The sequence below is a fragment of the Streptomyces fagopyri genome (assembly GCF_009498275.1).
In the GTDB taxonomy this organism is placed as follows: Bacteria; Actinomycetota; Actinomycetes; order Streptomycetales; family Streptomycetaceae; genus Streptomyces; species Streptomyces fagopyri.
In genome coordinates, this window is the sequence record NZ_CP045643.1 from 8,602,711 (window position 1) to 8,623,815 (window position 21,105).

The window sequence follows — 21,105 nt, forward strand, 5'->3', positions numbered from 1 at the left end:
GATCCTCCGTCCATTTCCCTTGACACCCCTGTGCCGCCGCCACAACACTCCTCGCTGGGAGAGCGCTCTCCCAGTCATTCCGGCACATGTGATGGTCCGTCACCCGGGCGGCCGCAGCAGCACTGTGCAGTCCGCCGCTCACGGCCGCCTGACCCCCACCACCCACCATCGACGTGGCAGGAGGTCTCCATGGCACGGAGATCGAAGATCCTCTCAGGAATGCTGATGTCAAGCGCACTGCTGTTGACCACGCTCGGCCTGGCCGGGGTGGCCATGAGCGCCGACCCCGTCCCCGGCGCGGCGACGTCCGTGGCCGCGGGGGCCACCGGACACACGGGTCATGTGATGGCCGCCTCGACACAGTCCTCGCCCGAGGACCCGGACGGCGACGGGTACATCCCCGCCAACCCGCCGGTGACCGGCGTCGTCCCCTCCAAGGCGGAGCCGACGCACCGTTACTTCCACGAGTTCCAGGCCAACTGCTCGGTGACGCACACCAGGCCGGACGACCCGATCGTCTACCCGGGGCAGCCGGGCAAGTCCCACGACCACACCTTCATGGGCAACACCACGACCGACGCCGCCAGCACCACGGCCTCGCTCGACGCCGGCTCCACCACCTGCAAGGCGCCGGGGGACAGGTCGGCGTACTGGATGCCCACCCTGCTCAAGGGCAACACGCCCGTACTGCCGGTGGGTCCCCAGGTGATCTACTACAAGGCGGGTGTCACCGACTACACCAGCGTGCGGCCCTTCCCCAAGGGGCTGCGGTTCGTCGTCGGCAACCCGATGCAGTCCGCGGCGGACTTCCGCAACCACCGCGGGTTCGTGGAGGGCTGGGAGTGCGGCGACAGCTTCTTCAACATCGACTTCCCGCAGCAGTGTCCGAACAGGGCCGACGTCCAGCTCAACATCCGTTTCCAGGCGCCCAGTTGCTGGGACGGCGCGTACCTGGACACACCCAACCACCAGAGCCACATGGCCTATCCGGTCGTCAACCCCGGCACCAACAACAACATCTGCCCGGACGACCACCCGGTCGCCCTGCCGATGATCGAGTTCAAGATGGCCTTCCCCGTCAACGGTGACATGTCCCAGGTGAGACTGGCGAGCGGCGCGGGTCACTCCTTCCACTACGACTTCTTCAACGCGTGGGACAACCCGACACTGAAGGCGCTCGTCGACCACTGCGTCGTCGGCGGTCTCCAGTGCGACGCCCGCGGCTACGACCAGACCCACCCGGAAGCCGGCGCGGCACTCGACGCGAACTACCGGCTCCCCTGAACCGGGCCGGCCCGGCCGACCATGTCCCCGCTGCGGCCGGGCCGCCCCTCTCGTCCCGCACCCTCCCGTGCCCCGTCCCGGACAGCTGCCCCACCCGCACGGCCCCTCACACCTCACGGCTCCCCGTCGTCCCGGACGGTTCGCCCCACCGCGCACGGCCCCCGTCGTCCGGGCGGCTCCCCCACGCCGCACGGCCCCCACCCGCACACCGGAGAAGCAGCGGAGTACCCCACATGACCTCACCGCCCCGCACCCCCGTACGCCGCGTCGCGGCCCCCCTCGTCGCCGGACTGCTCGCCGCCGGCGCCCTCGTCGCCCTGCCCGGCCCCTCGGCCCACGCCGCCGCCACCGTGGTGAAGGTGACCGGCGGCCAGGGCAACTGGCAGCTCACCGTGAACGGCAGCCCCTACCAGATCAAGGGCCTGACCTGGGGGCCCGCCGTCGCCGACGCCGACAGATACATGCCCGACCTGCAGTCCATGGGCGTCAACACCATCCGTACCTGGGGCACCGACGCGAGCAGCAAGCCGCTCTTCGACTCCGCGGCCGCCCACGGCGTCAAGGTGATCGCCGGCTTCTGGCTGCAACCCGGCGGCGGCCCCGGCAGCGGCGGCTGCGTGAACTACCTGACGGACACCGCCTACAAGAACCAGGTGCTCAACGAATTCCCCCAGTGGGCCGCCACCTACAAGGACAACCCCGGCGTCCTGATGTGGAACGTCGGCAACGAGTCCGTGCTCGGGCTGCAGAACTGCTACAGCGGTGACGAACTGGAGCGCCAGCGCGACGCGTACACCACGCTGGTCAACGACATCACCAAGAAGATCCACGCCGTCGACCCCAACCACCCGGTCACCTCCACCGACGCGTGGACCGGCGCCTGGCCCTACTACAAGAAGAACGCGCCCGCCCTGGACCTGTACGCCGTCAACGCCTACAACGCCGTCTGCGACGTGAAGTCGGCCTGGCAGCAGGGCGGTTACACCAAGCCCTACATCGTCACCGAGACCGGCCCGGCGGGCGAGTGGGAGGTCCCGGACGACGCCAACGGCGTCCCCGCGGAGCCCACCGACCAGGCCAAGGCCGACGGATACACGCGGGCGTGGAACTGCGTCACCGGACACAGGGGCGTGGCGCTCGGTGCCACGATGTTCCACTACGGCACCGAGTACGACTTCGGCGGCATCTGGTTCAACCTGCTGCCCGCGGGCGAGAAACGGCTGTCGTACTACGCGGTGAAGAAGGCGTACGGCGCGGACACCTCCCGCGACAACACCCCGCCGGTCATCTCCGGCCTGACCGTCGAGGGAGACGCGGCCAAGGTTCCGGCGGGAGGTTCCCTCACCCTCTCGGTGAAGGCCACGGACCCCAACGGTGACCCCCTCACGTACGAGGTGCTGGACAACAGCAACTACATCGACCAGAGCAAGCAGTTGACCACGCTGCCCTCCACCGACCTCGGCGGCGGCCGTCTCCGGGTGACCGCGCCGGACCGGCCCGGCGTCTGGAAGATCTACGTCAAGGTCAAGGACGGCAAGGGCAACGTGGGTGTGGAGACCCGCTCCGTGCGGGTGGTGCCGCCCGTCCCGAGCGGTACGAACGTCGCCCTCGGCAAGCCGGCCACCGCGTCCTCCTCCCAGGCCGGCGGCGGTGACTGCCCCTGCACCGCCGCGGGAGCCGTCGACGGGAACCTCACCACGCGCTGGGCCAGCGACTGGAGCGACCCCCAGTGGCTCCGCGTCGACCTCGGCACCCGCACCTCGTTCCGGCACGTACAACTGGTCTGGGAGACCTCGTACGCCAAGGCCTACACCGTGCAGACGTCGGACGACGGACAGAACTGGACCACCGTCCGCTCGGTCACCGACGGCAACGGCGGTGTCGACGACCTCGACCTCACGGGCACCGGCCGTTATGTGCGCGTCAACGGCACCGCCCGCGGGACCGGATGGGGCTACTCGCTCTACGAGTTCGGTGTCTACAGCTGATTCGCAGCTCGATGGGAGAGCGCTCTATCCCGGCGCAGTACGCGACGGTTAAGGTGCGGGGCATGAGCAGACAGGCCCCCACGCTGGAGGATGTCGCGCGGGAGGCCGGAGTCTCCCGCGCGACGGTTTCCCGGGTCATCAACGGCGTCCGCAACGTCGATCCCGGTATTCAGGAAGTGGTGCGCCAGGCGGTCGAGCGGACGGGCTACGCCCCCAACCGGGCCGCCAGGTCACTGGTGACCCGGCGGACCCAGACGGTGGCGCTGATCGTCTCCGGCGCGGGCGACACCTCGGAAGGTGAGCAGAGCGCCTTCACCGCACGGGTGTTCGCGGACCCGTTCTTCGGACGGGTCGTCGCCGGGGTGGTGGGCTATCTGCGGCCCCGCTCGATGCATCCGCTGCTGATGTTCGCCGAATCCCCCGAGGCCCGGCAGCAGGTGCTGTCGGATCTGCGGCAGGGCAGCGCGGACGGCGCCCTCGTCGTCTCCACCCACGCGGACGACCCGATGCCCGCGCTGCTCGCCGACGCCGGCGTGCCGGCCGTCCTCTTCGCCCGGCCGTCGCGCCCCGTCCCGCTGAGTTATGTCGACCTCGCGCACCGGGACGGCGCGCGGCAGGCCGCCGAACATCTGCTGAAGCGGGGCTGCCGACGGATCGTCACGGTCACGGGACCGCTGGGGGTGGGCGCGAGCCAGGACCGGCTCGCCGGGTTCCGCGACACGATGGCGCGCAGCGGACATCCGTACGTGCCGGTCGCCGAGGGCGGGTTCACCCTGGACAGCGGAATGGCCGCCATGTCCGGACTGCTGGCCGAACACCCGGACGTCGACGGGGTGTTCGCCGCCAACGACCTGATGGCCCAGGGCGCCTGCCAGGTGCTGCGGGAGCGGGGCAGACGAGTGCCCGACGATGTCGCGGTCGTGGGCTTCGACGACTCCAGCGTGGCGGCCACCTGCAGGCCCGCGCTGACCACCGTGCGCCAGCCGGTCGAGGAGATGGCCTCGACGATGGCCGCCCTCCTCGACGAGCACATCCAGGGCCTGCGCACCGACCCCACGTCGGTGATCTTCGATCCGGAACTCGTGGTGAGAGAGTCCGCGTAGGAAGCCACCTCCGACCGCCCGCACGACGGATGACGGGGCACGACGCGCGGCGCGCGACGACTGATGACCGCGGGCGCCGGCGGGGTTCGGCCCCACCGTCGCGCCGGGCCCGCCCGCACGGTTCGCCGCCGACGATGACGGACACTGGAACCGTCAGGATGCGGAGCGAGCCGGCAGGACCACCGGCCGGCGACGGGAAGGCAGGCGAATGACCCACCCGATCACCGTGGGCGTGGACGGATCACCCGAGAGCAGGGCCGCGGCGGCGTGGGCGGCCCGGGAGGCCGTCCGACGCGGCGTGCCCCTGCGGGTGATGTACGCGTGGCACTGGCCGCCCCACGGCATGGTGGACGGCGGCGGGGACCAGCAGGCCCGCTGGGTCCGGGAGATGGTCCGCGATGTCGCCCGCACGGTCGCCGACGCGCACCCGGACCTGCCGGTGACCGACGAGGTGGTGGACGGCGCGGCCGTGGAAGCCCTGCTCGGCGAGACCGCCGGCGCCCGCGCGCTGGCGCTCGGTTCGCGCGGACACGGCGCGGTCGTGGGGTTCCTGCTCGGTTCGGTCGGACAGCAGGTGATCGCCGAGGCCGGCTGCCCCGTCGTGCTGGTGCGCGCCGACGACCGGGCGGCGCCCGAGGCGGCGGGCCGGCAGATCGTCGTGGGCCAGCAGGGCGAGCCCGACGACAGTGCGGCGGCCCTGGAGTTCGCGTTCGAGACGGCGGCGGCCCGTGGCGCCGGGGTACGCGCGGTACGTGCCTGGAACCTGCCCCCGGTGTTCGCCTACAGCCCGGGTTCGCTGAAACTGCTGGACGAGTCCGGCGGTCTCGAACCGTACGAGACCGAGGCGCTCGCCGAGGCGCTGCGGCCGTGGCGTGAGCGCTTCCCCGACGTACCCGTCACCGCGCACGTCGAGATGGGGAGCGCCGGCCAGGTCCTCCTGGCGCAGGCCCCCCGCGCACAGTTGATCGTGGTCGGGCGCCGCGCGCACCGCTCCGCGCTGGGCGCACGGATCGGTTCCGTCGCACACGCGGTGATCCACCATGCTCCGTGCCCGGTGGCGGTGGTCCCGCACGCCTGAGCGCGGCGCTCCCGAGTCCCGCAGGCCTGAGCGCGGTGCTCATGCGTCGCGCGGTCCTGAGTCCTGGGGGTGCGAGGACCCGCTTCCGCCCCGCCGTGCCGGCGCCCGGTGCCACGGCGAGGCGGCCGGCGGCTACTCGTCGTCGGCCCTGGACATCCGCAGGGCGAGGTCCTGGAGCAGGTCGGCCGTCTTGATGTCGGTCTGTCCGGAGTCGTGGACGTCGGCGAGCTCCGAGAAGAGGAACGCGAAGGCACCCACGAGGGAGATGGTGGCGGGCAGATAGGCGTCCGCGACGGCCTGTCCGGCCTCCGCGGGTCCGGCGTCCGCGGGCACCTCGACGCGGGGGAAGACCTCGGTGACGAGCGCACCGAGTTGGGTCTCGGTCGTTTCGGGCCCGGCGTCCTCGTCCTGGGCGATCCTGCGCACCATCGCATTGGTCTCGGTGAGCACGCCGATGGCGCGCAGGATGATCTCCGTCTGTTCCATGCCGTGAGCCTAATGCCGCGGCGGGCGACGTTCCCCCGTCGAGGAGCGGGACAGTCCTTGGGGTGCGTGCTCGCGGTGTACCGCGTTCACACCCACGGGCATCCGGACGCGACGCGGCGGGGAGGTCGCCGGCGCCGAGACGGTCACGCTGTCGCGGTGGGCGGCCCTGGAGGGGCCGTCCGCGACCCCTTGACCTGAAGTGCTCTTCAAGTTCCAGACTCCTCCCCGGGTCCGCGGATGCCGGGCCCGAACGGGAGGGACCGGCATGAAGTACCGTTCCATCGGCGCTGATCCGAACAGCCGCCGTGAGGTGAGCGTGCTCGCGCTCGGCGCGATGCTGTTCGGCTCGGTGACGGACGAGAAGACCTCCTTCGCCGTACTCGACCGCTATGCCGAGGCCGGCGGGAACTTCGTCGACACGTCCGACAACTACGCGTTCTGGACGGACGGCGGCCAGGGCGGCCAGAGCGAGGAACTCCTCGGACGCTGGCGGCGCAGCCGAGGCGTCGGCGACGAGATCGTCTTCGCGACGAAGCTGGGTGCCCGGCCGCTGGCCCCCGGCACCGGGTACACCGACAATCCGGAGGGGCTGTCGGCCAGGACGATCCGGGAGGCCTCCGAGCGCAGCCGGGAAAGGCTCGGCCTGGACCGGATCGATCTGCTGTACGCGCACATCGAGGACCGGACCGTCGACATACGGGAGACCGTCGAGGGGTTCGGTGCGCTGGTGGCGGAGGGGGCCGTGGGCCTGCTCGGCGCGAGCAACCACGCCGTCTGGCGGGTCGAACGGGCCCGTGCCGTGGCCGCTGCCGCGGGGCTGCCCGGCTACGAGGTGCTGCAGTACCAGCACAGCCTGCTGCGGCCCCGTACCGACATACCCGACGAGCTCTTCCGGGACGGCGGCCTCGGCGGCGCGACCGGGGAACTCCTCAACTACCTGCGCGCGGAGCCCGCCTTGACCCTGGTCGCCTACTCGCCGCTGCTGCGCGGCGCCTACGGCCGCGCGGACAAACCGCTGCCCGCGGACTACGACCACCCGGGAACACCGCCCCGGCTCGCCGCGCTGCGGGCGGTCGCCCGGGAGACCGGAGCGAGCCCGAACCAGGTGGTGCTCGCCTGGCAGTTCGGCGCCGACTTCCCGGTGATCCCGCTGGTCGGGATGTCGTCCGTGGCACAGCTGGAGGAGAACCTGGCCGCCGTGGACCTGGAACTGACGCCGGAACAGCGGGAACGTCTCGACAGGGCGCACTGAGGCGATCCGCCGCCCGCGGTCGTGTGGGAGACGGGGGAGCGGCTGCCGTCTCCGGTCGTGTCAGGGATGAGGAAGCCGCCGTCCTCTCCGGTCGTGCGGGTGGCGTGGGTGCGGGCGTCGCGTCCGGTGGTGTCGGTCTCGCGGGTGTGGTCGTGCTCTCCGGTCACGCCGGCGGCGAGGGCGTGGGTGTCGTCCCCGGTGCTGTCGGGGGCGACGGAGCGGCTGCCGTCTCCGGTCGTGTCGGCGATGAGGACGGCGCCGTCCTCCCCGGTCGCGCCGGGAGAGGCGGAGCGGCTACCGCCCCCGTGGGTCAGGGGCGTTGGCCGCGCCGCGAGCGGCGGGTGGTGAGGAGCAGCGCGATGTCGTCGGGGCGCTCCGCGGCCTGCCGGGCCTCCTCGGTCAGCAGGTCGGCCGCGCGGGACAGTGAGGAGGCGCCGGGGCGGGCGTGCGGGGTGCCCGCCCCGGACAGCTTCGCGCGCACCCTCTCGATCCCGTCGTCGATGTCGGCGCCGGGCTTCTCGACCAGACCGTCCGTGTAGAGGGCCAGAACCGCACCGGGCTCCAGGCGCAGGTCCGTGACCGGGTAGCGGGCGTGCGGGTCCACGCCGAGCACCACGCCGCCGGGCAGGTTCAGGACCTCGGCGCGCCCGTCGGGGTGGCGCAACAGGGGCTGCGGATGTCCGGCGCGCGCGGCACGGGCGATGCCGGTCACCGGGTCGAGCCGGATGTAGCAGCAACTGGCGAACTGGCCGGGATCGAGGTCGATGAGCAACCGGTTGGTGCCGCTCATCACCTCGTCGGGAGCGTGGTCGCCGAGAGCGAACGCCCGGACGGCGCTGCGCAGTTGGCCCATGGTGGCCGCCGCCTGGACACCGTGCCCCTGGACGTCGCCGATGACGAGGGCCAGTCCGTCGCCGGCCTCCACCACGTCGTACCAGTCGCCGCCCACGTCCATGCCCTCGGTGCCGGGCAGATACCGTCCCGCCGTCTCCACCTGGGGGTGTGCCGACAGCCGGTGCGGGAGCAGTGCCTCCTGCAGACCGCGGGCGAGGGCGGCCTCGGAGTCGTAGCGCCGCGCTCGCTCCAGGGCCTGCGCGACGAGGCCGGCGAGCGCTGTCAGTACGGCGCGCTCCTCGGTGCTGAAGTCGCGCGGACGGTCGAAGCCCAGGATGCAGGAACCGACCGGCCGGCCCGAGGCGATCAGCGGCAGGAAGACCCGCGCGCCCACCTTGGCGTCCACGGCGATGCCGGGATAGGCGGATTCGAGGCGGGGCATCGACTCGAAGAACAGGGCCCGGCCGGAGGTGAGGGTCTCCACTCCGGGCAGCTTGGCGTCCAGCCCCACCCCGTCGAAGGGGGCGAGGAATCCCTGCGGGAAGCCGGTCTCCCACGCCAGGTACAGCCGCCGCTCCTGCAACAGGTAGATGGCGAGCTGCCGTCCGCCGAACGCGGGCAGCAGCTCCCGCATCACCACCTCGGACACCTGACGGGCGGTCACGGCCTCGGACAGCGCGATGGCGAGGACGATGGGGTGGTACAGCCCCGCCGTGGTGACGCTGGACACGGACGTTCCGATGCCGGATGCCGCTTCCGCCGGCCTGCCCACGTCGGGCGCCGCGGCCGCCGCGGCCCTGGTGGTGTCGGCGATACGTCCCATCGGGATGAGCCTGCACGTCAGGCCGCGGGGGCCGGGATACACCGACAGGGTCAGCCAGGTGTCCCCGCGGCCCGCCAGGGAGGTCCGGCGCCCTTCGCGCGGGCGGGCGACCTGGAAGTGCACGGGCTCCGGCGACAGCAGTGCGCCGCGCAGATGGTCCTCGTAGGACGGCTGGTCCAGCCAGGGCACGGCCTGCCACAGCGGTCGCCCGAGCAGTTCCCCGTGCGGCCGCCCGAGGAGCTCGGCGGCGCGCGGATTGACGTAGGTGATCAGCCCGAGCCGGTCCAGCGCGAAAACGCCCTCCGGGAGGAGATCGGCCGCGCCGGCCGCGGCCGGGCCGGGGCCCGGGTCGACGACCGTCCCGCGGACCGGGAACGGCGGGTCGGGTGTGTGGCGGCCGGGCGACAGGTGTACCAGGCACAGACCGCCGCCCACGGTGTGCAGCGGCAGCGGATGGGTGGGCGGGTGTCCGGCGGCCGTCTCGTGCAGCGCGGCCAGCAGGGCGTGCGGATCGCCCGGGGACAGCCCTCGGGCGAGCGCCTCCGGTGTCCCGGGGAAGGCCCCGGCACCGGTACCGAGCAGGGACCGCAACGCGTCGTCCGCGGTGACCGTGCCGTCGGCCGGATCCCAGGCGAACCGTCCGGCGCACCGCGGGGGAGCGTCGGCGGGCGGGTGCACGCACAACGGCTCGCTGTCCCAGGTGACTTCGGACCCGTTCTTCTCCCGGTCCGACAGGGCGGTGCCCAGACTCTCGGCCACCGCCGTCATACGGTCGCGGTCCGGCAGTACGTCGGTGGCGTCCGAGGCCGAAGGGCGCAGCACGGTCAGGACGCCGAAGGAGGACGACGAGCCCGTCACGGGCACGTACAGCGAGCCGAACTGGAACGGCAGTCCGGCGGCGAGCTGCGGATAGCGGCGCATCGTCTCCGTGGCGTCGGTGAGCAGCACCTCCATGCCCTGCCGGTAGCAGTCGGCGGCGGGGAAGGGCCGGTCCAGGGGCAGGCGCCACCAGGAACGGAACAACTGGTCGGGCAGGCCCGCGAGAACGGCCAGTCTGAGCAGGCCGGGCGTGGGCGTGCGCAGATAGACACCCCCCGCGAAGCCGCGGGCCGCTCGGATCGCGTCCGCCACGGCCCCGCTGAGCAGGGCGCCCAGGCCGTCCGGCGCCCGGTTCGCGGGCTCGGCGCTCCCAGTCATCGGTCTGTCCTCGTCCGCCTGCCGTCAGGTGACCACAGCAAGAATGCGCCTCGGCGGTACCCACCCGCACCTCGACGCCTCCCGCGCCGGTCGCCGTTCGTTGGCCTTGGTTTCACTCAGCCGTACTCGGCTCGACCCAGCGCGAAAGATACCCTGCCCGCGCCCCGGCGAGGAGTCCCGGGACGATGCCGACGGCCCGCTCCTGACGGACGGGCCGCGCCGGCGTCGGTCCGGGGCGGTGTTTTTGCCGGTCCGTGGCGGCGAGACGGTCGGCTCCGGGGCGGGGTCGGACGGTCGTGGGGTCGGACGGTCGTGGGGTCGTGCGGCGGGGCGGCGTGCGGTCGGGCGGTCGCGCGGTGGGTCAGGAGCGTGGCGCGGGCCTCAGCGCGTCCGCGGCGGCGGACGCCACGGCCTCGGCCACCACGGCGAGCGCCGGGAAGTCGAGCTTCCACTGCTGCCAGTACAGCGGGACGTCGACGGTCCGGTCCGGTGCCAGGCCGACCAGCCGCCCGGCGCGCAGCAGCGGCGCGGCCTGCGCCTCGGGCACCATGCCCCAGCCGAGTCCGGCTGCGACGGCGTCGACGAACCCCTCCGACGTGGGCACGGAGTGCCGCAGCGGGCTCGCGCCGCGTCCTCCGAGCAGCCGGGCGGCGAAGTCGTCCTGGAAGTCGTCGTTCCGGTCGAAGACCACCACCGGAGCGTCGGCGAGCAGGTCGTGCAGGGCCGTGTCCGTCCCGGCGTCGAGCCACCGCCCGGCGAAGTCGGGACCAGCCGCCGCCAGATAGCGCATCCGGCCCAGGGACCGCACGGAGCAGCCCGCCACCGGGTCGGGCGACGAGGTCACCGCCGCCATCACCGCTCCCTCGCGCAGCAGGGTGGCCGTGTGGTCCTCGTCCTCGCGGCGCAGTTCGAAGCAGAGCCGCAGCTCGCGGGGGACGCGGGTGAGCGCGGGCAGGAACCAGGTGGCGAGCGAGTCGGCGTTCACCGCGATCGACAGCCGCGTCGGCTCCCCGGAGTCGCTCATCCCGAGCTCGGCGCGGGCATCGCGCTCCAGCCGGGCCAGCCGGCGCGCGAACCGCACGACGATCTCGCCGGACTCGGTCGGGCGCACCGGCTTCGTCCGCATCAGAAGGACGCGTCCGGTGCGCTGTTCGAGCGCCTTGACGCGTTGGCTGACCGCCGAGGGCGTCACGTGCAGGGCGGCGGCGGCCGCGTCGAAGGTGCCCTCGTCGACCACCGCGAGCAGGGTGCGGACCTGGTCGAGGGGGAGTTCCGCCATCATGACGACATCACGAGCGCTAATGATACGTAAGAATCTTTAGCTGTACTCTTGACAGCCGTTTTCCTAACGTCGTCGCCATGACCAACGCCCTCACCGCCGCGGCCGCCGGGTTCGGCACCGGCCTCTCGCTCATCGTCGCCATCGGCGCCCAGAACGCCTTCGTGCTGCGCCAGGGCATCCGCCGCGACGCGGTGTTCGCGGTGGTGGGCATCTGCGCGGTGTCCGACGCGGCGCTCATCGCGCTCGGGGTGGGCGGTGTCGGCGCGCTGGTGGTGGCCCGACCGGAGGCGCTCACGGTCGTCGGACTGATCGGCGGTGGATTTCTCCTGGTGTACGGCGTCCTCGCCGTCCGGCGGGTGCTCCGCCCCTCGGCGCTGGAGGCGGCGGGCGGTCCCACGGGCTCGCGGCGGCGGACCGTGCTCACCTGTCTGGCGATGACCTGGCTCAACCCGCACGTCTATCTCGACACCGTCTTCCTGCTCGGCTCCCTCGCGGCCGACCGCGGCCAGCTCCGCTGGACCTTCGGGCTCGGGGCGGCGCTGGCGAGTCTGTGCTGGTTCGCCGCGCTGGGTTTCGGCGCCAGGCTGCTCGGCCGTTTCCTGGCCCGGCCCTCGTCGTGGCGGGTGCTGGACGGCCTGGTCGCGGCGACGATGATCGGCATGGGGACCCTGCTGATCGCCGGTGCCTGAGCGACGCGGCCCACGCGCCGGGGCGGACCGTGGGGAACCCGTGCGGCGGGTCGCGGGGGACCCACGGGGATTCCGCGCGCTCGCGTTCCGCGATAGTGAACCCTGACACCGAAAGATGTATCGAGCAGCCAGGACGGTCGTGGACACGAGCAAGAGCAGTACGGACGGCACGGACGGCGCACCGGCACCCCGGGACGGGACGGCCGGCGCGGTGGACCCCGGCCGCCCGGACCGGACCGGCTGGCGCCGCTGGACGATGGACACCCGCCCGTTGCGGCGACCGGCGTACCGGAGGCTCTGGTCCTCCACCATCGTCACGTCGGTGGGCAGCCAGCTCACGGCCGTCGCCGTCCCGAAGCAGATCTACGACATCACCGGGTCCTCGGCCTGGGTCGGCTACGCGAGCCTCGCCGGTCTGCTGCCGCTCGTGGTCTTCGCCCTCTGGGGCGGCGCCGTGGCCGACAGCATGGACCGGCGCAAGCTGCTCCTCGTCACCAACACCGGGATAGCCGTCACCTCACTGCTCTTCTGGATACAGGCCGTCACCGGACTCGGCTCCGTGCTGGTCCTGATGGTCCTGCTCGCCCTGCAACAGGCCTTCTTCGGCCTGAACGCGCCGGCCCGCAACGCGTCGATCGCCCGGCTGGTCCCCGAGGAGGAGCTTCCGGCGGCGAACGCGCTCGGTTCGACCGTCATGCAGACGGGTCTGGTCGCCGGACCCCTGCTCGCCGGTGCCCTGATCCCGGTGATCGGCCTGAGCGAGCTGTATCTGATCGACGCGCTGGCACTGTGCGTCACCGTGTGGGCGGTCGTACGGCTGCCCTCGCTGCCGCCCCTGACGGGAGGAGCGGGGCGGCGCGCGGGCTGGCGCGAGGTCGTCGCGGGGTTCCGCTACATCGCCCTGCACAAGGTGCTGCTGCTGTCCTTCCTCGCCGACATCATCGCCATGGTCTTCGGCATGCCCCGGGCGTTGTTCCCGCAGCTGGCCGCCGAGACGTACGCGCCGTACGGCGAGGGCCTCGCGCTCGGACTGCTGTTCGCGGCGATCCCCATCGGCGCGGTGGTCGGCGGACTGATGTCGGGCACGTTCTCCCGCGCGCGCCGGCACGGGCTCATGGTGATCGTCGCGGTGCTCGCCTGGGGTGCGGCCATCACGGGGTTCGGCCTCAGCGGCAGCCTGTGGGTGGCCGTGACGTTCCTCGCGGTCGCCGGAGTCGCCGACATGGTGTCGATGGTCTTCCGCGGGGCGATCCTGCTGTCGGCCGCCACCGACGAGATGCGCGGCCGGATGCAGGGGGTGTTCACCGTGGTGGTCGCGGGCGGACCGCGCCTCGCCGACGTCCTGCACGGAACGGCCGGTTCGCTTCTGGGGGCCCGTACCGCCGTCGCGGGCGGCGGGCTGCTGGTGATCGTCGGCACGCTGGGCCTGGCCGCCGCGACGCCGGCGCTGCGGCGGTACAAGGCCTGACCGACGAGGGCACCCGGGTGCGCGGGCCGGTCCGTCGGCCGGGTGCCTGACCGGGTACCCGGCCGGACAGACGGTTGGCCCGCGCCTTCGCGCGTGCCGCGCAACACCTGGACCGTTCCGCGCCCGGACCTCGCCGTCCCCGTAAGGCGCCATCCCTGGACCGTTCCGCGGCGCGCCGCCTCCGTACCCGCCATCTCCCGGACCGTTCCGCGCGCGGACCGTGCCACCTTCGCACGGGGGCCGTCCCCGCACGGCGCCCGGACCACGCAGTGCCGGTCCCGCTCCCTCCGAGCGTTGGGGGGAGTGTCTGGGGCATCGCCGTCACGAACCGGCGTCCGCACCCGGCCGGTCCCCGGGGTGGGCGCCGGGGAGCGGGGTCAGCCCTTCATGGCCTGGTCCATCAGTTGCTGCAGGTGCAACCCCCGGCGGGCGTCGAGCGCTCCGGACACCCCCGTACGCACGGCCGTCGCGAACTCCCGGCGCAGTACCGGCCAGAGCTCCTCCTGGTCGAGTCCGGCGGCGTCGAACACCAGCGGTGGCTGCGGCCCGAAGAGCTCGATCCGGGTGCTGCCGCCCTCGATGTCGACCGCCCCGGACAACGAGGCCTGACTGACGGCGCCGCCGGCGTGCTCGCAGGTCAGCTCGATCCACCGGCGCGGGTCGCCGGTACCGCGGACCCGGACGATCGGCCCGACGGCCGCGTCCAGGAGATCCAGCAGATGGGGACCCAGGTCGAGCAGCGCGCCGTGCTCCAGCCGCCAGGGCGTCGCGAACTCGCCGCCCAGGAAGGCCCCGTGCAGGAGACACGAGCGTGCCCCGGTGATCTCGATCGACTGGGCCGCGCTCAGGAACTCCCGGGTGGCCGGGTGGTAGCGGTTGCTCAGGACGAGCTGGGAGACGACGCCCGCCTCGGCGACGGCGTCAGCGACCCGCCGCGCCGACGCCAGGTCCACCCCGAGCGGCTTCTCCAGCAGCAGAGCCTTGCCCGCCTTCGCGGCGAGCGGCGCGAGCTCCGCCTGCACCGCGGGCGGGACGGCGAACGCGACCGCCTCACAGCCGTCGAGCAGCTCTTCGAAACGGGCGACCGCGTCCGCTCCGTAGGGCGACGCCGTCTCGCGGGCGGCTTCGGCACGCCGCGCCCACACCGCCGTCAGCCGCGTCTCGGGTCCGGCGGCGAGGACACGGGCGTGCACGGCCCGCGCCCAGGGCCCGGCGCCGACCAGACCGACCCTGACCGGTTCGTGCGGCCACGGAATCGAGGTGTCGGTTGCTGTCGCGGTCACTGGGGTTCTCCTTCGGCTGGTGCCCGGCGTCGGGTGGGGAAACTCCATCACGAGGCCGGCCGTTCCGACCAGGGGAAACGGTCACTCAGTTGACCGGGAGACCGCTGCCCGCGGATCGACGACGCGGCGCGCCCCGGGCCGGCTCCTCCTGCCCCTCCCTCCTTCTTGACCCTCCCTTTCCAGAATTACCTCTGACACAGAGCTATTCTCGTCCTGTGGAACCGGAGAGCTTTCCCGAGGCGCTCGCCGACACCTTGGCCGGTGTGCAGCGGCTGATCCGCCGGCGACTGCGGGGCGGCATGACCGCCCCGCGGCTGCGCGGTGCCGAGGTCGACCTGTTGCGCCTGGTCACGGCACGACCGGGCATCGGTGTGTCCGAGGCCGCCAAGGAGCTCTACCTGGCGGGCAATTCGGTCTCGACGCTGGTCAACCGACTGGCACGGGACGGCTATCTGATCCGGGAGACGGACCCGGCCGACCGGCGCGCCGCGCGGCTCGTACCCACACCGGCCGCGGACGCACGGCTGCGCGACTGGCGACAGCGGCGCGCGGCCCTCGTACGGAACCAGGTCGCCCGTCTCGGCGAAGCCGACCGGGCGGCCCTGGAGGCAGCTCTCCCGGCCCTGCGCACACTGGCGGCGAACCTGCACGAGGAGGCCGAGGAGACATGACGCGCTGCACGACCGGTGACAAGGACCCCGGACACGACGGGGAAGCGACCGTCGTCGCGGGACCGGGCGCCGCGCTCACCGCGGCGCCGTCCGGCGGCCCCGGGACGCGGACCGCCGGGACGGACACCGAGGCGGCTTCCCGGACGGACGCCGTGACCTGTACGGGGCTCTTCCACGCCTTCGGTGACACGACCGCGGTCGACGGACTCGACCTCTCCGTCCGTGACGGCGAGGTGTTCGGACTGCTCGGACCCAACGGCGCCGGCAAGACCACGGCGATCCGCTGCATCACCACACTGCTGCCGGTCCCGGCCGGCACGGTCCATGTCTTCGGACTCGACGCCGCCCGCGAACGCATGGCGGTACGCCGCCTGTTGGGCTACGTACCGCAGCAGCTCTCCGCCGACTCGGGACTCACCGGCCGGGAGAACGTGGAGCTGTTCGCCCGTGTCTTCGACGTCTCCCGTCGGGAGCGCGCGGCACGCGTCGGCCAGGCGCTCGCGGCGGTCGACCTCGTCGACGCGGCCGACCGGCTGGCCAAGACGTACTCGGGAGGCATGGTCCGCCGTCTCGAACTCGCCCAGGCACTGGTCAGCGCGCCGCGGCTGCTGATCCTCGACGAGCCGACCATCGGTCTCGACCCGATCGCCCGGACGAGCGTGTGGGAGCACATCAACGCCGTACGTGCCGCGACCGGGATGACCGTCCTGGTGACGACCCACTACATGGACGAGGCCGACCAGTACTGCGACCGGGTCGCGCTGATGCACCGCGGCCGTGTCCGTGCCCTCGGCACCCCCGACGAACTGAGGACGGGTCTCGCCGAACGGCGCGGCGCCGGAAGCGGTGAACAGCCCACGCTGGAGGACGTCTTCCGCGACATCGCCGGCAGCGGCCTCGACGACCAGTCAGGAGACTTCAGCGATGTCCGAAGCACCCGCCGTACCGCGTCCCGGGTCGGCTGACGTCGTCCACCCGGCCGGCCTCGACCTGCTCGTGGTCCCGCCCCGGGCCCGTACCGGATGGCGGGTGCTGCCCGCCCGGGTCGGCGCGATGTGCGCGGTGGAGCTGCAGAAACTCCGCCACGACCGCACCGAGTTGTACACCAGGGCGGTGCAACCCGCGCTGTGGCTGCTGATCTTCGGCGAGACCTTCACCCGGATCAAGGCGATACCCACCGGCGGCATCCCCTACCTCGACTATCTGGCGCCCGGCATCATCGCCCAGTCGGCCATGTTCATCGCCATCTTCTACGGGATCATGATCATCTGGGAACGCGACGCGGGGATCCTCACCAAACTCCTCGTCACACCGACGCCGCGCTCGGCGCTCATCACGGGCAAGGCGTTCGCCGCCGGGGTGAAGGCGCTGATCCAGGCACTCGTGGTGGTCGTCATCGCCGCGCTGCTCGGGGTCGCGATGACCTGGAATCCGCTGCGGCTGCTCGGCGTCGCGGTGGCCGTCGTCCTCGGCTCCGCCTTCTTCTCCTGCCTCTCGATGACCATCGCGGGCATCGTGCTCACCCGGGACCGGCTGATGGGGATCGGCCAGGCGATCACGATGCCGCTGTTCTTCGGCTCCAACGCCCTCTACCCGGTGGCCGTCATGCCCGGCTGGCTCCAGGCCGTCAGCAAGATCAACCCCCTGAGCTACCAGGTGGACGCGCTGCGGGGCCTGCTGCTCGGAACCCACGCGCACCTGGCCCTCGACTACGGCGTCCTCGTGGTGGCCGCTGCCCTCGGCATCCTGTCCGCCTCGTCACTGCTGGGCCGTCTGGCGCGCTGACCACCGGGCGACCGGAACGTCCTGCCGGTCGGCCACGCCGGGTAACTTGACCAGATGCAGAGGGTTTCCGGCGGGGCGGCCTCATAGGCTGTGCGTCAGTGATCACTGCCGCCCAGGAGGAGTCAACGTGACGTCACGCCCGCAACAGGTCACCAGACGCACCAGCGTCCTTCGCCGGGAGGCCGTCGTCGCCGCGATCCCGGCAGCCGTCGCGGCCCTGCTCGTCGCGGCCGGTCCGGCGGCGGCCGGTCCCGTGGGCAACTCCGGCGTGGGGGACCCGTACTTCCCGCTCGCGGGCAACGGCGGTTACGACGTCCGCCACTACGGTCTGACCCTCGGCTACGACCCCCGCAGCCGCCACCTCGACGGCACGGCGGTCATCACCGCGCGGGCCACCGAGCGGCTCACCCGCTTCGATCTGGATCTCTCGGGGCTGAAGGTCACCGGTGTCACCGTCGACCACGTCAAGGCGTCCTACCGCCGCGCCGGACAAGAACTGGTGATCACTCCGCGTCACGCCCCGCGCGCGAACCAGGAGTTCCAGGTCACCGTCACCTACTCGGGCACCCCCAAGCCGGTCACCGACCCGGACGGCTCCCCGGACGGCTGGATCCCCACCGACGACGGCGCGTTCGTGGCCGGTGAGCCGCAGGGCGCCATGACCTGGTTCCCCGCCGACAACCACCCCAAGGACAAGGCCTCCTACGACTTCGCGATCACCGTCCCCGAGGGAACGACCGCCGTGGCCAACGGTGTTCTTCGCGGACAGTCGACCGGTCACGGCCGTACCACCTTCCGTTGGCGGCAGTCCGAGCCGATGGCCTCCTACCTCGCGACGGCGACCGTCGGAAAGTTCAAGGTCGAGCAGTACACCACCGCCGACGGCCTCAAGGTCTACAACGCCGTCGACCCCCGTGAGGCGAGCGCCGCCGCGCCCGTGCTGAAGAAGCTGCCGTCCGTACTGGCCTGGGAGAGCAGCGTCTTCGGCCCCTACCCCTTCCGAGCCGCCGGGGCCATCGTCGACCGCGCGCCGGACGTCGGGTACGCGCTGGAGACCCAGACACGGCCGCTGTACGACTCGGCGCCGGACCTGAGCACGCTCGTGCACGAGAGCGCGCACCAGTGGTTCGGCGACTCCGTCGCCCTCACCACCTGGAAGGACATCTGGCTCAACGAGGGCTTCGCGACGTACGCGGAGTGGCTGTACACCGAGCAGCACGGCGGCAGGAGCGCGCAGGCGGCCTTCGACGCCCTGTACGCCAAGCCGGCCGGCAACGGTCTGTGGGCGTTCGCGCCGGCCGATCCCGGCAGCGGCGCGCACATCTTCGACACGCCCGTCTACTCACGCGGCGCCATGGCCCTGCAGAAGCTGCGCACGGCCGTGGGCGACAGGACGTTCCTGCGCATCCTGCGGTCCTGGGCCACCGAGCACCGCAGCGGGCACGGCACCACCGCCGAGTTCGTCCGGCTCTCCGAGCGGTTGTCCGGCAAGGACCTGCACCCGCTGTTCCACACCTGGATCGGCACGGCCGGCAAGCCGTCCTCTCCCTGACCCGCCGTCGCCCCGCCCTCCGAAGGGTCCTGGCTCGTCCGGCTTTTTGGCGGCGAGCCCTTCGGACGGGCGGGGGTGTGCGGGGGCGTCAGGCGGGACGGAGCCACACTGTACCGAGCGGGGGGAGCGTGAGCCGGATGCTCGCCGGCCGGCCGTGGGCCGCGCGGGATTCGGCCTTCACGACGTCCGGGTTGGTGACGTCGCTTCCGCCGTACCGGGCGCTGTCGGTGTTGAGGGATTCGCGCCAGCCGGGGACCGAGTCGGGGACGCCGAGGCGGTAGGCGTGGCGGACGACGGGGGAGAAGTTGCTGACGGCGAGCAGCGGGGTGCCCTCGGCGTCATGACGCAGGAACGCGAAGACGTTGTCGTCGGCGGCGTCACCGGTGATCCAGTCGAAGCCGGACGGGTCCGTGTCGCGTTGCCAGAGAGCCGGTTCCCGGCGGTAGACCGTGTTGAGGTCGCGGACGAGGTCCGTGACTCCCCGGTGGTCGGCCTCGGCTCCGTACGCCGGGTCGAGGAGCCACCAGTCGGGTCCATCGGCTTCGGACCATTCGGCGCCCTGGGCGAACTCCTGTCCCATGAAGAGGAGTTGTTTGCCGGGGTGGGCCCACATGTAGCCGAGGTAGGCGCGGGTGGTGGCGCGTTGCTGCCACCAGTCGCCGGGCATCTTGGAGACGAGCGACTTCTTGCCGTGGACGACTTCGTCGTGGGAGATGGGCAGGACGTAGTTCTCGCTGTAGGCGTAGACCATGGAGAACGTCATCTCGTGGTGGTGGTACTTGCGGTGGACCGGCTCGTGCTGGAGATACTCCAGTGAGTCGTGCATCCACCCCATGTTCCACTTCAGCCCGAACCCCAGTCCCCCGTCCGAGGTGGCGCGGGTGACGCCGTCCCAGGCGGTGGATTCCTCGGCGATGGTGACGACGCCGGGGTTGCGGCGGTAGACGGTGGCGTTCATCTCCTGGAGGAAGGCGACGGCGTCGAGGTTCTCGCGGCCGCCGTGTTCGTTGGGTGTCCACTGGCCGGGTTCGCGGGAGTAGTCGAGGTAGAGCATGGAGGCGACGGCGTCGACGCGGAGTCCGTCGATGTGGAATTCCTGGCACCAGTAGACGGCGTTGGCGACGAGGAAGTTGCGGACCTCGCGGCGGCCGAAGTCGAATTCGAGGGTGCCCCAGTCGGGGTGGGCGGCGCGCTGGGGGTCGGAGTGTTCGTAGAGGGGGCGTCCGTCGAATTCGGCGAGGGCCCATTCGTCGCGGGGGAAGTGGGCGGGGACCCAGTCCATGAGGACGCCGATGCCGGCCTGGTGGAGGGCGTCGACGAGGTGTTTGAAGTCGTCGGGGGTGCCGAGGCGGGCGGTGGGGGCGTAGAAGCCGGTGACCTGGTATCCCCAGGAGCCGCCGAAGGGGTGTTCGGCGACGGGCATGAGTTCGACGTGGGTGAAGCCGAGGTCGCGGACGTAGGCGGGGAGCTGCTGGGAGAGCTGACGGTAGGTCAGGCCGGGTCGCCAGGAGGGCAGGTGTACCTCGTAGACGGAGAACGGCGCCTCGTGGGCGGGTCGCTCGCCCCGGCCCGCCATCCACTCCTCGTCCTGCCAGGTGTGGTGCGAGGTCTGGACGATCGACGAGGTGCGCGGCGGGACTTCGGTGCGGCGGGCCATCGGGTCGGCGCGCAGGGTGCGGGTGCCGTCGGGGCGGGTGATCTCGAACTTGTAGAGTTCGCCCCCGCCGATGCCGGGCACGAACAGTTCCCAGACGCCCGTCGAGCCGAGCGACCGCATCGGATACCCCGTGCCGTCCCAGTGCGAGAACGGTCCGCAGATCCTGACTCCCCGGGCGTTCGGGGCCCACACGGTGAAGCGGGTGCCGGTCACGCCCTGATGGGTCATGGGGTGAGCGCCCAGGGCCCGCCAGAGTTCCTCGTGACGGCCCTCGCCGATCAGATGCAGATCCGTCTCGCCCAACGCGGGCAGGAACCGGTAGGGGTCCTGCACCTCGCGCTCGCGGCCCGCGTACGTCACCGACACCACGTACTCGGGGATCGTGTCGAGGGGAAGCACGGCGCTGAACAGGCCGTCGCCGATGTCCGTCAGCGCGGTACGCCGCCCGTCGACCACCACCGCCACGGCCTCGGCGTACGGACGCAGCACCCGGAACACGACGCCGCCGGGGACCTCATGAGCACCCAGCAGGGTGTGCGGATCGTGATGGGTGCCCGACAGCAGGCGCGCGCGGTCCGCCGCGTCCATCGGGGCCACCGGCCCCGCGCCGACGGTGGTGGTGGAAACGGCCACGGCTTCATCCTCCTCGGGAGCGAACACGGAACAGGGCTGG

At 72.2% G+C, this 21,105-nt stretch carries 16 protein-coding genes; 11 read left to right on the plus strand and 5 right to left on the minus strand.

All coding sequences use genetic code 11. The features are described 5' to 3' along the window. The first annotated feature begins 189 nt into the window (after positions 1 to 189). The 4 genes from GFH48_RS37205 to GFH48_RS37220 all read left to right on the plus strand — a co-directional run bounded on the left by GFH48_RS37205 (position 190) and on the right by GFH48_RS37220 (position 5,453). Positions 190 to 1,284 carry a DUF1996 domain-containing protein gene (locus GFH48_RS37205; RefSeq protein ID WP_153292453.1) on the plus strand — a complete coding sequence of 365 codons (1,095 nt, stop codon included), beginning with the start codon at positions 190 to 192 and terminating at the stop codon, positions 1,282 to 1,284. A gap of 233 nt (positions 1,285 to 1,517) precedes the next feature. Further along, positions 1,518 to 3,272: a discoidin domain-containing protein gene (locus GFH48_RS37210; RefSeq protein WP_153292454.1), complete on the plus strand. Its 1,755-nt coding sequence runs from the start codon at positions 1,518 to 1,520 to the stop codon at positions 3,270 to 3,272. 62 nt (positions 3,273 to 3,334) lie between these two features. After that, positions 3,335 to 4,375: a LacI family DNA-binding transcriptional regulator gene (locus GFH48_RS37215; protein WP_153292455.1), complete on the plus strand. Its 1,041-nt coding sequence runs from the start codon at positions 3,335 to 3,337 to the stop codon at positions 4,373 to 4,375. A 208-nt stretch (positions 4,376 to 4,583) separates the two neighbouring features. Continuing rightward, positions 4,584 to 5,453, plus strand: a complete 870-nt coding sequence (locus GFH48_RS37220; RefSeq protein ID WP_153292456.1) for a universal stress protein — start codon at positions 4,584 to 4,586, stop codon at positions 5,451 to 5,453. A gap of 132 nt (positions 5,454 to 5,585) precedes the next feature. Here GFH48_RS37220 and GFH48_RS37225 read toward each other — a convergent pair whose 3' ends face one another. Continuing rightward, entirely contained in the window at positions 5,586 to 5,939 is a 354-nt protein-coding gene (locus tag GFH48_RS37225; protein WP_153292457.1) for a hypothetical protein, read from the minus strand. Between the two features lie 265 nt (positions 5,940 to 6,204). On the opposite strand from GFH48_RS37225, the gene GFH48_RS37230 reads away from it, so the two are divergent. Further along, a complete protein-coding gene (locus GFH48_RS37230; protein ID WP_153292458.1) occupies positions 6,205 to 7,191 on the plus strand; it encodes an aldo/keto reductase in 987 nt (328 codons plus the stop codon). Between the two features lie 310 nt (positions 7,192 to 7,501). Here GFH48_RS37230 and GFH48_RS37235 read toward each other — a convergent pair whose 3' ends face one another. Next, complete coding sequence (locus GFH48_RS37235; RefSeq protein WP_153292459.1) at positions 7,502 to 10,045, minus strand: SpoIIE family protein phosphatase; 2,544 nt, start codon at positions 10,043 to 10,045, stop codon at positions 7,502 to 7,504. Between the two features lie 361 nt (positions 10,046 to 10,406). Next, positions 10,407 to 11,327, minus strand: coding sequence for a LysR family transcriptional regulator ArgP (locus GFH48_RS37240; RefSeq protein ID WP_153292460.1), 921 nt, complete (start codon positions 11,325 to 11,327; stop codon positions 10,407 to 10,409). A 77-nt stretch (positions 11,328 to 11,404) separates the two neighbouring features. Here GFH48_RS37240 and GFH48_RS37245 point away from each other — a divergent pair, with 77 nt between their 5' ends. Together GFH48_RS37245 and GFH48_RS37250 are read left to right on the plus strand one after the other, a co-directional pair. Next, positions 11,405 to 12,016 carry a LysE/ArgO family amino acid transporter gene (locus tag GFH48_RS37245; protein WP_153292461.1) on the plus strand — a complete coding sequence of 204 codons (612 nt, stop codon included), beginning with the start codon at positions 11,405 to 11,407 and terminating at the stop codon, positions 12,014 to 12,016. A gap of 139 nt (positions 12,017 to 12,155) precedes the next feature. Then, positions 12,156 to 13,484 carry an MFS transporter gene (locus tag GFH48_RS37250; RefSeq protein ID WP_228121178.1) on the plus strand — a complete coding sequence of 443 codons (1,329 nt, stop codon included), beginning with the start codon at positions 12,156 to 12,158 and terminating at the stop codon, positions 13,482 to 13,484. A 377-nt stretch (positions 13,485 to 13,861) separates the two neighbouring features. Here GFH48_RS37250 and GFH48_RS37255 read toward each other — a convergent pair whose 3' ends face one another. Further along, the gene (locus GFH48_RS37255; protein WP_228121180.1) at positions 13,862 to 14,767 is read right to left on the minus strand and encodes a Gfo/Idh/MocA family protein; all 906 of its coding nucleotides are present in this window, start codon (positions 14,765 to 14,767) and stop codon (positions 13,862 to 13,864) included. A gap of 215 nt (positions 14,768 to 14,982) precedes the next feature. Between GFH48_RS37255 and GFH48_RS37260 the strand changes: the two genes are divergently transcribed. The 4 genes from GFH48_RS37260 (at position 14,983) to GFH48_RS37275 (ending at position 18,775) form a co-directional block, all read left to right on the plus strand. Further along, positions 14,983 to 15,438: a MarR family winged helix-turn-helix transcriptional regulator gene (locus tag GFH48_RS37260; RefSeq protein ID WP_153292463.1), complete on the plus strand. Its 456-nt coding sequence runs from the start codon at positions 14,983 to 14,985 to the stop codon at positions 15,436 to 15,438. Then, positions 15,435 to 16,403: an ABC transporter ATP-binding protein gene (locus GFH48_RS37265; RefSeq protein WP_153292464.1), complete on the plus strand. Its 969-nt coding sequence runs from the start codon at positions 15,435 to 15,437 to the stop codon at positions 16,401 to 16,403. The genes GFH48_RS37260 and GFH48_RS37265 overlap by 4 nt, the downstream gene beginning before the upstream one ends. Then, positions 16,363 to 17,223 (plus strand): ABC transporter permease, encoded by an 861-nt coding sequence (locus GFH48_RS37270; RefSeq protein WP_153292465.1) that lies wholly within the window; start codon positions 16,363 to 16,365, stop codon positions 17,221 to 17,223. The genes GFH48_RS37265 and GFH48_RS37270 overlap by 41 nt, the downstream gene beginning before the upstream one ends. Positions 17,224 to 17,350: 127 nt before the next feature. Further along, complete coding sequence (locus GFH48_RS37275) at positions 17,351 to 18,775, plus strand: M1 family metallopeptidase (RefSeq protein ID WP_153292466.1); 1,425 nt, start codon at positions 17,351 to 17,353, stop codon at positions 18,773 to 18,775. 88 nt (positions 18,776 to 18,863) lie between these two features. On the opposite strand, the gene glgB is transcribed toward GFH48_RS37275, so the two are convergent. Further along, positions 18,864 to 21,020, minus strand: coding sequence for a 1,4-alpha-glucan branching enzyme (gene glgB, locus GFH48_RS37280; protein ID WP_153293310.1), 2,157 nt, complete (start codon positions 21,018 to 21,020; stop codon positions 18,864 to 18,866). Positions 21,021 to 21,105: the final 85 nt, after the last annotated feature.